Raw genomic sequence first — 12802 nt, 5'->3', positions numbered from 1 at the left:
AAGGATAGAAAATGACAATTAAATTGGGCATTTTGATGGATCCAATCCAGGACATCAATATTCTAAAAGACAGCAGCTTTGCGATGTTAATGGAAGCACAAACTCGTGGTTATGAATTGTATTATCTCGAGATGAATGATTTATATCTAAATGAAGGCCATAGTTTTGCACGTGTCCAGAGCCTATCAGTAAAGCAAGATCCTGAGCAGTGGTTTGAACTAAGCAATGAACAAGAGATCCGATTAAGCGATCTTGATGTGCTATTAATGCGTAAAGATCCTCCTTTTGATACTGAATTTATTTACGCAACTTACCTACTGGAACGCGCAGAAGACGAAGGATTATTAGTGGTTAATAAGCCTCAAAGCCTACGAGATTGTAATGAGAAACTTTATACCGCATGGTTTGCCGATTTAACGCCAGACACTTTGGTTACTCGCCGCAGTGACAAGATTCGCGAGTTTTACCAAAAACACAATGATATGATCTTAAAACCGCTTGATGGCATGGGAGGAGCCTCGATTTTCCGTGTTCAAGCTGGCGATCCAAATGTTGGAGTGATCATAGAGACTCTGACTCAACACGAAACGATGTATGCGATGGCACAGGCATTTGTTCCAGATATCAGCAATGGTGATAAGCGGATCCTAATTGTCGATGGTGAGCCTATGCCATATTGTTTAGCTCGTATTCCCGCTGAAGGCGAAACCCGTGGCAACTTAGCAGCAGGCGGCCGAGGAGAAGCTCGTCCACTGTCAGATACCGATTGGGAAATAGCACGAACCATCGGCCCTAAGCTTAAAGAGAAAGGGTTAATCTTCGTTGGCTTAGATGTAATTGGTGACAAAGTCACTGAAATTAATGTCACTAGCCCAACATGTATAAAAGAAATTGAAGCAGCATTTGATGTCGATATCACTGGCGCATTGATGAACGCTATCGAAACACGCTTAAAAGCTCTAGGATAACTGATGACAGACCACCATAAAGTACAACGCCAAATAGAACAAAAGCTAAGCGAAGAGTTTAGCCCTTTGGTGTTAAGTGTAGAGAATGAGTCACACATGCACTCGGTACCGCCAAACTCTGAAACTCACTTTAAGGTCACCTTAGTCAGTGAATCTTTTGCAGGACTGCGGCAAGTGAAGCGCCACCAGCTAATCTATAAGGTATTAAGTGAAGAACTTGAGGGGCCTGTCCATGCCCTAGCCTTACACACTTTTGATCCACAGCAGTGGCAAAACGCTAATGGTGATGTCCCATCATCACCAAATTGTTTAGGTGGCGGTAAGTAATTACACTCTATTGTTCCAACGAAATTCGTCGTTTGGGCAGTTTGTTAGCCAGAACCGCCCAAACACCAACGACGAGATCCTGAGTAAAACACTCTCAGGATGACAAAATGAATACCCCCACATCGTCGTTTGGGCAGTTTGTTAGCCTGAACCTCCCAAACACCAACGACGAGATCCTGAGTAAAACACTCTCAGGAAGACAGAGTGAATCCTCCACATCATCGTACCGACAAGTTTTTAGCCGGTATCTCGCTGTTCAAAAACACGACGAGGTCCTGAGTAAAACACTCTCAGGAAGACAAAATGAATACCTCCACATCGTCATACTGGCAGATTTTTAGCCGGTATCTCGCTGTTCAAAAACACAATAAGGTCCTGAATCACACAGCTTCAGGAAGACCGATTTCACAAAGCAATAAATAAAATAACAGTACGAGCGAGTTAACTCTCTAATACATCAATTATCTGTTGGGTTCTCTTTTCCATCAATGCGACATCTCCTTTTGATTCTACATTTAGTCGAACAACGGGCTCGGTATTTGAACTGCGTAAATTAAAACGCCATGTATTATGTTCAATGCTTAAACCATCGACATAATCTATGGCGAGTGCGTCTTGACTAAACCTTTGCTCGACTTTTGTTATTGCCGCTTGCGGATTTGCCAACTTGCGATTTATTTCACCTGAGGATGGGTAACGAGAAATGCGTTCACTCACTAATGAAGATAAAGGCTGTTTTTTAACACACAACATTTCTGCTACCAACAACCACGGGATCATCCCAGAGTCGCAATAAGCAAAGTCTCTAAAATAATGGTGAGCACTCATCTCGCCGCCATAAACAGCATTTTCTAGCCTCATCCGCTCTTTAATAAAGGCATGCCCTGTTTTACATAATACTGGGACGCCGCCAGTTTGTTTTACTAGCTCAATAGTATTCCAAGTCATGCGGGGATCATGAATAATGCTCTCACCGCTTTTTTTCAATAAAAACGCTTCCGCCAGTAAACCAACAATATAATACCCTTCAATAAACTCCCCACGTTCATCAAACAAAAAACAACGATCGAAATCGCCGTCCCATGCTATACCCATATCAGCACGATGAAATTTAACTGCGTCTGCTGTAGCCGCCCTATTTTCTGGTAACAGTGGATTTGGAATACCATTTGGAAAGTGGCCATTAGGCTGGTGATAGATTTTAATAAACTCAATCGGAATACTTAACTCAACAAAACGACGTTCAAGTGCATCAATAACATGACCAGCAGCACCGTTGCCCGCATTTACCACCAACTTAAGAGGCGTGATATTCCTGAACTGAATATACGTTAATAAATGTTCAACATACTGAGTTAAGTTCGATTGCTTAGATAAAACTCCTTGTTTGGCTGGCTCAGAAAAAACATTAGCCTCCGCTAAAGTTTTTATCTCCAATAAGCCACTATCGCCACTGATAGGTTTTGACTCTTCTCGTACTAACTTCATGCCATTATAATCAATTGGATTATGGCTAGCAGTGATTTGGATACCACCACACACTTTGAGTGCGCTGACCGCGTAATAAATTTCTTCTGTTCCGGTCATCCCTAAATCAATAACATTGACACCGGAGTCTAGTAAGCCATTAGCTGTCGCTTGTTTTAACACTTCAGAGGTTAAACGGATGTCACCGCCAACAATCACTGTTTTAGGTTTGAGGTATTGGCCAAACGCACGCCCGATGCGATAAGCGATGTCTTCATTAAGCTCTTTACCTAGCTTTCCTCGAATATCATAGGCTTTAAAACACGTTAGCTCATCCGTTGTCATTAATTTACTCTCCATTCATCACTCATTGGAATATTATAAAAACGCTATCCTGAATTAAACATGTTGAGGCCTTCATCAACATCAAGAGGTCCTGAATTAAACACTTTCAGGGCGACGCAATCAAGACGGTTTTATCGAGCTTTCAACTCTGCCATAAATATCTTCAAAGCGCACAATATCATCTTCTCCCAAGTAGCTACCTGACTGAACCTCAATAAGCTCTAAAGGTATTTTCCCAGGATTTTCTAAGGCGTGAATGGTACCGATTGGAATATAGGTTGATTCATTTTCGCTTAGCATAAACTGCTCATCGCCATTCGTCACTAACGCAGCGCCACTAACAACAATCCAATGTTCAGCTCGGTGATGATGCATTTGAACAGATAATTTAGCCCCTGGCTTAACGGTAATATGCTTAACTTGATAACGTTCGCCATTATCAATTGCATCATACTTACCCCACGGCCGATAGACCTCACGGTGAATTGTTGCTTCCTCTCGTCTATTAAGCTTTAACTCATCAACGATTTCTTTAACCTGTTGGCTACACTCTACACTTGAAACCAACAATGCATCAGGCGTATCCACGATGATGAGATCTGACACCCCTAACGTGGTTACTAGTTTTTGCTTGCCATAGACATAAGTGCCTTTGGTCTCTTTAGCAATAACATCACCACTAAAGTGGTTGCCTTGTTGATCTTTATCAGAAACCTCTAGCAATGAAGCCCAACTACCTACGTCATTCCAACCAGCATCAAGGGGTACAACCGTTACCTGATTATCGCTTTGTGCGGTTAGTGGCTCCATCACAGCGTAATCAATTGAGTCATCCGGACATTCTGCAAATATTTCGCTATCAACCCGCACAAAATCAAGGTCAGACGCCAGAGTTTCAATTGAACGCTGACAAACATGTAAAATATCGGGCCGAAACTGCTCAAGCGCCTTTAGATAATCACTGGCTTTAAATAAGAACATACCGCTATTCCACAAGAACTCACGCGACTCTACATAGTGAGTTGCAGTTTCCAGATCTGGCTTTTCAACAAACTCACTTACTCCATAAGCCGTTTCCGTAATAGGTTGGCCCTGCTTTATATACCCATAACCGGTGTGTGGTTTGGTTGGAACGATTCCAAAAGTAACCATCTTGCCTTGCTTTGCAAGGTCCATCCCCGATAATACGGCTTGCTCAAACGCCTCTTGATCTTCGATGACATGATCAGCAGCAAGCACAAGTAACAATGGTTCATCGTCGGTTTGCTGCGCAACTAGCGCTGCTAGAGCTACTGCTGGCGCCGTATTTCGGCCTATAGGCTCCAATATTATCGACCCCAACTCACCGCTACGACGAAGTTGTTCAGCCACAACAAAACGATGTTCTTCATTACAAATGGTGATCGACTCACCCGTAGGAAGGTCTTCTAAACGATTGAGTGTCGCTTGAAGCATGGTTGAATCATCAACCAAAGGTAAAAATTGCTTTGGAAAAAGTTGTCGAGATAGCGGCCAAAGACGCGTACCAGAGCCACCAGCCATAACCACAGGAATGAGCATTATTAACTCCTTAGAGCCCAAGTAAAAAGACGTAATCCCCTATTTGAGCTAAGTATAGTCAAAAATACCGAGAATCACTAAGTCTATGTACCTGAACATTTACGCCACGTCTGGGGCTAAAAATACCTCCACAGCGACGAAGCTTGGCCCTAATAGCAGTTTTTTAACAAGAGTCTCATGCAGCATCAACCAGGAGAACCTCAGTAGAAGATTCTCAGGATGACAAATTAATCACATCTTTCTTATTGTTTTTTAACGTCATTTTTATTCACTTGATTAAATCGATTAATTAACTGCTGGCTTGAAGCAGACAACCCGGCGTCTGGGTTACCACTCATCGCTGCCATCACCCGCTGTCCTAAGACTTTACCGAGTTCAACGCCCCACTGATCAAATGAATTTAGCTGCCACATCACCCCTTGAACAAAAATTTTATGCTCATACAGCGCCATTAAGCTCCCCATCGTTTCAGGGGTCAGCTGCTCCATAGTTAAAGTGACACTTGGGACATTACCTTTCATCACTTTATGCGGTGCTAGCTGAGCAATATCGGCACTCGACATCCCTTGCTTAGCTAATTCTTCTTGCACTTGCACAAGGGACTTGCCTTGCATCAACGTTTCACTTTGTGCAAAGCAATTAGCGACTAAGGTTTGGTGGTGCTCCGGAAAACGACTATGACCGCGCAATGCCACAATAAACTCAGTTGGCACCACCTCATCACTTTGATGCATTAATTGCATAAAAGCATGTTGACCATTAGTGCCCTCTTGCCCAAACACAATTGGGGCGGTGGCTAATGGAGCCTCATCGCCATCAACAGTCACTTGCTTGCCATTACTTTCCATATCCAACTGCTGTAGATACCCCGGAAAGTCTCCTAACAAGTGATCATAAGGCAATACCGCTAAGCTTGGATAATTTAAAAAGCTACGGTTCCACACGCCCAATAACGCAAGAATGACAGGCATATTGCTACTTAAGGGCGCCTCTAACAAATGCTTATCCATTTCATAGGCCCCTGCTTTTAAACGTTTAAAGTTTTCAACACCAATAGCACAAGCTAACGGAAAGCCGACCGCAGACCACAGTGAAAAGCGCCCGCCAACCCAATCCCACATCGGTAAGATGTTATCGGGATCAACACCAAAGCGTACCGCTAACTCAAGGTTAGTCGTTACAGCAACAAAGTGTTTATGAATTAAATATTCCCCACAACCAGACTCTACAAGCCATGATTTAAGTGCGTTGGCATTTAATAGTGTTTCTTGAGTGGTAAAGGTCTTTGATATTACGACGACTAAAGTGGTTTGAGGGTTTAAAAGCTGTAACTTGCTTTCTAATGCATTACCGTCAACATTAGCGACATAGTGCACTGACAATCCTTTCGATTGATAAGGTGTTAACGCCTTATCACATATTTTTGGTCCATAGTATGACCCTCCGATACCCACAGCCACTATATCGGTAAATGCCAACCCGCTATACCCCGTCATAGACTTGTCATTAATCGCTTGAATTAATGTTTCCATTTTCAGCTCGGTATTGGCAACTTCATTAGCCAATGCTTCACCTAATATCGCTTCTTGCCTTTCATAAGGAGCGCGTAAAACGGTATGTAAAACCGCGCGTTCTTCTGTGAAGTTAATTTTATCGCCATTAAACATAGCAGATATTTTTGCCGACAAACCTAACCTTTGCGCCCATTGCTCAAGCTGGTCCATAATCTCACAAGTCACTTTCTGCTTAGAGTAATCAAGGAAAAGTCCTGCTGCAGCGACCGAAAAACGCTCAGCCCGCTTAGCATCGGTTACAAAAGACTGATAAATCGAGAAGTTTGAATACTCGACAGCTAATTTTGATAAAGTATGTTCGTTCATTTTTTACTTCTTTAAATTCGTTTTTTAATTCGTTATCGCGATTGATGCAAAGCACCAATAACCACCTCGGTATTGGGTAACAATCGCTGTAATTGAGCTTTTAATGCCTGTTTGGCTTTATTATCACCATGCACAATGCGAATGTGTTTAGGCTTTATTCGCATGCGCTTAACAAAACGTAATAAATCTTTTTGATCTGCATGGGCAGAATAGCCACTCATTGCATGAACTTGAGCATTAATCGTGTATTTTTGGTTATCAAGATAAACATAACCCTGCTTGGGCCCATACTTGGCAATAATTCGACCGGGCGTCCCTTCAGCTTGATAACCAACGAACAAAATATCGGTACTCGGCTGCTCAATAAAGCGTTTGAGGTAGTTAACAATTCGCCCTCCACTACACATTCCACTGGCGGCAATAATAATGGCGGGTACTTTTTGTCGATGCTTATCAAGGTAGTCCATCACCTCCAAATGCTGTTGGTGAGAGTTAACAACCATGAGTTGCTCAAAAGAGAGCGGATGACGACCTTGTTTTACTTTCCTACGCGCTTCTTTATCCCAACATTGCTGAAGATGACGATAGTCTTTGGTAAATTTTGCAGCCATCGGCGAGTCAATAATGATATCAATTTGGTTGAGGACTTTTTCTGCGTCACTCAGAGACGACTTCAATGACAAGCGATGTAAAATCTCTTCAATTTCATAAAGTAGCTCTTGGGTACGACCAATACTAAATGCCGGAATTAATACCACGCCATTATCTGCTACGCAGCGTTTGAGGACACTAGCAAGCGCTGCTCTGCGCCTTTTTCGGCCAACATGATTTGCATCACCATAAGTACTTTCAATGACTAACTTGTCGCAACGGTATGGCGGCTTGGGCGCAGGCAATAACGGAGTATAACAGGCACCTAAATCGCCAGAAAAGATAACTCGTTCTATGCATTTTTTATCTGCTTGATGTTGAATTTCAAATTCAATAAAGGCCGAGCCTAAGATATGGCCTGCTGGTTGGAAACGTGCTTTTACCGAGAGCGCTGGATCATTGAAAGCTAACGGTAACGCTTGCCATTGATGATAATCAACAGCAACCAATTGCTCGGTTAAACGCTTTAAAATGGCACTTGTTATAACATAACTCTTAAAACCCGCGACTTTTAACGCGTCTTCTATCACTTCTGGCAGTAATATTGCTGTAGCAGTACTGCAATAAATAGGGCCGGTAAAACCGGCTGCTAACAAATAAGGAATACGTCCCACATGATCAATATGACAATGAGTAACTAATAACGCAGCCACATTATCCAAAGAAAAGTTAATGGCTAATAGTGACTCTGTTGCAACCCCTGCAGTTTCAGCCCCTTGAAATAATCCACAATCAATTACATAACGATGGCGAGCGTCATCAATAGTCACGGGGTTTACGTCAACCGCTAACTCATGGCACGAACCTGTCACGCCATTAACTGCCCCGTGATGAAAAATATGTGTACTAAAAATGGGAACAAATCCATCCCCAGCTGACTTAACCACACCTTTGTCGTTCTCACCTTCGTGGTGATTAGCTTGACTATTCACTATAGCCACGCAACAAAGTGCTAAGAAAGATCTCTAACATAATTACAATCCTTGTAAAAAGATCGCGTCATTATAACGCCATCACCATGTAATTATTGTAACTTACTTTTGTAATATTCCAACAGCAATTACTTCACATCAACAGCCCTAGGCTTAAAAGGTGTCTAGGACGACAATCGTGGCTCGTTCTGCCATGCCCAAAATCGTCCCCATAGCATGCCCCACAACCGTCGCCCTGACATGTCCCACAACTGTCGCCCTGGCATGTCCCACAACCGTCGCTCTCGCATTCCCACAACCGTTGCCCTGGCATGCTTTTAGTCAGGGTCCTATGCTGTAGCAAGAAACCCAACCCCTGAATTAAACACTTTCATAAATAAAATGCTTTGTCACTCTCGCATGCCCCACTGCTGTCGCCCTGACATGTCCCACAACCGTCGCCCTGGCATGCTTTTAGTCAGGGCCTCATGCTGTAGCAAGAAACCTAACCCCTGAATTAAACACTTTCATGAATAAAATGCTTTGTCACTCTGGTCCCCCTGTAACCACAACCAAGCCGCAACACCAAAAGACTCTCAAAGGTATACTTGGAACGTGGTTTTATTATTTTCAATAAAAAAACATAAAAATGACATAATATTCAGCAATAATTCACCTAAAAGCGTATAGACTAGTAAGAGAAAATAAAGCAGAGTAAATCTAAAGTATTATAGCTCTTACATTACAGTGAATTTGATCTATATTTGCCTGTGACAATGCTTAAAATAAAAACTAAAAAATGGTTGAATTCAGCGCGATAGATGGTACTATCCGTGAACTAATTTTAAGTTTTTTGTTAATGGCAAGGAACTCCCAAAAATAAACTATCTGTCCGATATTTTTATAAGGTAATTGATAATGAAAAATCTTCTTCGTACTACGTTAGCGGCTGCTATCGGCTTGTCATTAACGGCTTGTGGTAGCTCTGAAAACAACATCATCCCATTCACTAAAGCAACGCTTGACGTTCAAGGTGATGCAATTAAGGGTGCTCTTGGCAATGCATTAGTAGAAGTATTCGCTGCTAGCGATACAGACTTCTCAGACGTGTTAGCTTCAGGTCAAACTAACGCAGACGGAACTTACTCTGTTACATTAAACAACACTGAAAGTGCAGCACCTATTACAGGTACTTACATTACTCGTGTTACCGCAGATGCAGACACAACAATGATTTGTGATGCTCCTATGTGTGGTGATGTTGAGCGTGGTGGTGTTGTTCCAGCAGCTGACCTAGCTGGTTTAACATTATCAACAATGAGCTACTCAGATGGTACAACTGTTGATGCTGATGTTAACTTATTAACAACTATGGCAACAGACACTATCCTAGCTTCAGTAGCTGAAAACGATGCTATCACTCTAGCTGACATCACATTAGAGCAAGTTGTTGAACTACAAAAAAGTGCAACTCAGGTTGTAGGCGCAACGCTAGGAATCAATTTAACAGACGCTAACATTTACGATGTTGAAATTGTTGACGCTTCTGTAAGTGCTAACGTTTCTTTAACAGATGAAATTGCAGCAACTTTAACACTGATTAACGCATCAGTTGCTTCTTTAGACTCAGCTGATGACCAGTCTTTAGGCCAAGCAATTGCCGCATATACTGCCGCAATCAAAACAATCACGTCAGCTATTTTTGCAGACGAAGATGCTGATCTAGGTGCTGTTGCTCCAGCTGCAGTAGCTATTCTTAACAGTGTTCAAATGCAAATTGATACTGTAGTTGACACATTAGCAGCTGAAATTAACCAAGATGTTGACGGTGACCTGCCTGTACTAGAAATTCCAAATGAAATTGATGCAGATAAATTAGGCGATCTAATTGGCGACATCATTCACGGTACTGGCGCAACTGGCGGTACTGGCGCAACTGGTGCAACTGGTAACTAATTTATAATTAAATTAGACTTCTGACTTTAGAAGCTTAATCTCTTGAAAACCCGCTTCGGCGGGTTTTCTTTTATCATCTCCTTTTTTACTTAAGGTTTCACTAATGAAAAAGCCTGCTCTAAAAGCATTAGCACTTTGTTCACTCTCCATTGCTTGCACCTCGGCGATGGCGCAAAAAAATATTACAACATCATATCAAGGTTTCAGCGGCTTAATTAACACACCGACTGCTGATATTTTTGAGACAGGCATATTTCATTTTCAACAAAGTAATCAAACGGAAGCCCGTGGCCAATATCGCGACGGTAATAATCTGCATTTTGGCCTTGGTCTGTGGGAGCATGTTGAAGTTTCAGGTCGGTTAGCTGACTATAAGGACCAAAATGGCAAAGCTCTTATTACTGACCTGTCAGCCAATGTGAAGTTTACCATTCCATATATTCCAAAAGATTGGTTCACATTAGCTATCGGTGTTCAAGATGCTGGTGGTGCTGCAAATAACTTTGGGGCTAAGTACGCTGTTGCTTCAAAAACATTATTTGAAGATATCCAAGTATCATTGGGCGCAAGTAGCAGTGACTCCAAAGTCGGCCGTATGGACGGTTTCTTTGGCAGTGTTGCTTGGCAAGCCACAGATTGGGCCAAATTATCGGTTGAGCACGATAGCAGCGATACCAACGTTGGGCTTCACCTCTCGTCACCTAAAGAGTGGCTTAATAATCAACTGCAGGTAAAAGCTAATCTACTTGCTTATAGCTCGAACGACCAGTTAAGCGATAATATCTATTATGGTATTGAAATTAATGTACCAATGCACACCAAAACCAGCTTTAAACAAAAGACATCAAAGCAAGCTTATCGCTACATCGCTCAAGACGTTGTTGATAATACTGGCACTTTAGAAAAAGTAAAAAACAAACTAACAGAAGAAGGCTTCGAGTCTATCCGTGTCGGTGAAATAAACTCGTCAACTGCTTATATTGAACTAGAGAACCACATCTACAACCGCAATCAAATTGATGGGTTAGGTGTTGCACTTGCGATCATCAATACTAATTTGTCAAAGCAATATACTCAATTTAAACTGGTCACCAAAGAGCAAGAAGTTTCATTACTTGCAATCACAGGTAATACAGCTGATTACCTTGCTTTTCTTAACGAAGAAAAGCCTCTGGCCGTGGGTATCACAACGGATGTTTATAACACCAACGAAACGGTCACTTTTGTAAATAAGCACAACAGCAATAAAACTTGGTTTAAGCCTCGCTTAACCTTATGGCCATCAATCATTTCAACTGTTGGTACAGAGTTTGGTATGTTTGATGCTTCGCTAGGTTTAGCCAGCCATTTAGAGGTTCCACTTTGGTCAGGCGCGGCGTTAACAGCACAGCATATTACTCATATCAGTGAAACTGAAGACTTTAAAGACGGTCGTTACTTTGAAAATAGCCGCCATCAAACGGGGATGCAAGGTTATAGCTTAAATCAAACCTTCACTTTACCTTACAACCTCAAAAATATGACCACTGTAGGACGCGATCGTTATGATCACGACTTTGTCAGCAACGAGATCCGTTGGCAAAGTAGTAACGGTGCACATCGTGCTAACGTAATAACCTCAAAATATGAAAATCAAGTGGTTCCACCTCGTGAGCATTATCAAGGTTGTAACATACTTTTTGCCGCCTGTTGGAAACCTGCTGAAGATCCAAATAGAACGGTGATTGTAGGTGAATACCGTTATTATGCGTCTAAATTAAACACTTCTTTTGAAGTGCAAGCCGGACAGTTCTGGCAACAAGATAAAGGCTATATCCTATCTTTGAAGCGCATGTTCGGCGATGTGATTATCAACATGAGCTATCGCGATACTAAAAAAGACGATATAGAAAGGAATCAATTTGTCGGCATCGGTTTCTCAATACCATTCACACCAAGAAAAGACTTTAATAGCAAATACTTCCAAGTGCGTGGCTTGCCTAATTGGAACTATGGTATCAGTACGCTTGTTGGTAAAAGCCATAATCGCCTAACCCCAGGGTCAGGTGACACAGGCGCACGTTTTTATAACTTAGATAACGCATACTTTAACTATGATCGCTTAAATGCGGCCTACATTAAAAATAATGCCTATCGACTGCAAGAAGCGGCTAAATTTATAAAATAACGTAAAAAGCGCCATTCTAGCACCTCAATCCGTCGTTCTAGAGTGCTTTTATCCAGAACCTCGCTATGGCTGTGTGGTCCTGAGTTCAACACTCTCAGGACCACACTCGTCGTTCTAGAACACTTCTATCCAGAACCTCTTTGTTAGCTGTCGTCCTGACATGTTCTTAGTCAGGACCTCATGAACCATCATAAGATTCAAAATAAACACACCTTCAGGATGACAAAAGCACAGTGTTCATGCCCCACACTCGTCGTTCTGGAGCGCTTTTATCCAGAACCTCTCTGTTAGCTGTCGTCCTGACATGTTCTTAGTCAGGACCTAATGAACCATCATAAGATCCTAAAATAAACGCACCTTCAGGATGACAAAAGCACAGTGTTCAAGCCCAACGTCGTCGTTCAGGAATGCTTCTATCCAGAACCTCTCTCAGATACAACAAACAAAGATCCTGAATAAAAACACTTCAGGAAGACGCACTTTGATAGATAAAAAGTAAGCGGTCAATTAACCCCACCTACCAATGTTAATGGGCTTTTAGAATAATAACCTCACTATTTATCCACTTGA

General features: G+C 42.1%; 8 protein-coding genes. 4 read left to right on the top strand and 4 right to left on the bottom strand.

Features of this window, described 5'->3' with window-relative positions:
* Window positions 1-11: 11 nt before the first annotated feature.
* Together gshB and Q8W26_RS08140 are read left to right on the top strand one after the other, a co-directional pair.
* Entirely contained in the window at window positions 12-968 is a 957-nt protein-coding gene (gene gshB, locus Q8W26_RS08145; RefSeq protein ID WP_101215287.1) for a glutathione synthase, read from the top strand.
* A gap of 3 nt (window positions 969-971) precedes the next feature.
* Entirely contained in the window at window positions 972-1295 is a 324-nt protein-coding gene (locus tag Q8W26_RS08140; protein WP_101215286.1) for a BolA family transcriptional regulator, read from the top strand.
* Between the two features lie 441 nt (window positions 1296-1736).
* Here Q8W26_RS08140 and Q8W26_RS08135 read toward each other — a convergent pair whose 3' ends face one another.
* From Q8W26_RS08135 to Q8W26_RS08120, 4 genes are all read right to left on the bottom strand, one after another.
* On the bottom strand, window positions 1737-3122 hold the full coding sequence (locus Q8W26_RS08135; protein WP_305473029.1) for a phosphomannomutase CpsG: 1386 nt from the start codon (window positions 3120-3122) through the stop codon (window positions 1737-1739).
* A gap of 105 nt (window positions 3123-3227) precedes the next feature.
* Entirely contained in the window at window positions 3228-4667 is a 1440-nt protein-coding gene (locus Q8W26_RS08130; protein ID WP_305473027.1) for a mannose-1-phosphate guanylyltransferase/mannose-6-phosphate isomerase, read from the bottom strand.
* 242 nt (window positions 4668-4909) lie between these two features.
* Window positions 4910-6547 (bottom strand): glucose-6-phosphate isomerase, encoded by a 1638-nt coding sequence (gene pgi / locus Q8W26_RS08125; protein WP_305473025.1) that lies wholly within the window; start codon window positions 6545-6547, stop codon window positions 4910-4912.
* A gap of 32 nt (window positions 6548-6579) precedes the next feature.
* Window positions 6580-8085 (bottom strand): MBL fold metallo-hydrolase RNA specificity domain-containing protein, encoded by a 1506-nt coding sequence (locus tag Q8W26_RS08120; protein ID WP_305473086.1) that lies wholly within the window; start codon window positions 8083-8085, stop codon window positions 6580-6582.
* 942 nt (window positions 8086-9027) lie between these two features.
* Here Q8W26_RS08120 and Q8W26_RS08115 point away from each other — a divergent pair.
* Window positions 9028-10065, top strand: coding sequence for a hypothetical protein (locus tag Q8W26_RS08115; RefSeq protein ID WP_101215283.1), 1038 nt, complete (start codon window positions 9028-9030; stop codon window positions 10063-10065).
* A gap of 103 nt (window positions 10066-10168) precedes the next feature.
* Complete coding sequence (locus Q8W26_RS08110; protein WP_101215282.1) at window positions 10169-12232, top strand: YjbH domain-containing protein; 2064 nt, start codon at window positions 10169-10171, stop codon at window positions 12230-12232.
* Window positions 12233-12802: the final 570 nt, after the last annotated feature.

The organism is Psychrobium sp. 1_MG-2023 (genome assembly GCF_030689115.1).
In the GTDB taxonomy this organism is placed as follows: Bacteria; Pseudomonadota; Gammaproteobacteria; order Enterobacterales; family Psychrobiaceae; genus Psychrobium.
Note: the sequence above shows the minus strand (reverse complement) of the source record. Positions and strands in the feature narration are given on the sequence as shown.

Excerpts from the sequence above, each read along its gene's own strand:
- Q8W26_RS08135 (WP_305473029.1), bottom strand. The coding sequence starts at position 3,122 with ATGGAGAGTAAATTAATGACAACGGATGAGCTAACGTGTTTTAAAGCC.
- Q8W26_RS08110 (WP_101215282.1), top strand. The coding sequence starts at position 10,169 with ATGAAAAAGCCTGCTCTAAAAGCATTAGCACTTTGTTCACTCTCCATT.
- Q8W26_RS08115 (WP_101215283.1), top strand. The coding sequence starts at position 9,028 with ATGAAAAATCTTCTTCGTACTACGTTAGCGGCTGCTATCGGCTTGTCA.
- gshB (WP_101215287.1), top strand. The coding sequence starts at position 12 with ATGACAATTAAATTGGGCATTTTGATGGATCCAATCCAGGACATCAAT.
- Q8W26_RS08130 (WP_305473027.1), bottom strand. The coding sequence starts at position 4,667 with ATGCTCATTCCTGTGGTTATGGCTGGTGGCTCTGGTACGCGTCTTTGG.
- pgi (WP_305473025.1), bottom strand. The coding sequence starts at position 6,547 with ATGAACGAACATACTTTATCAAAATTAGCTGTCGAGTATTCAAACTTC.
- Q8W26_RS08140 (WP_101215286.1), top strand. The coding sequence starts at position 972 with ATGACAGACCACCATAAAGTACAACGCCAAATAGAACAAAAGCTAAGC.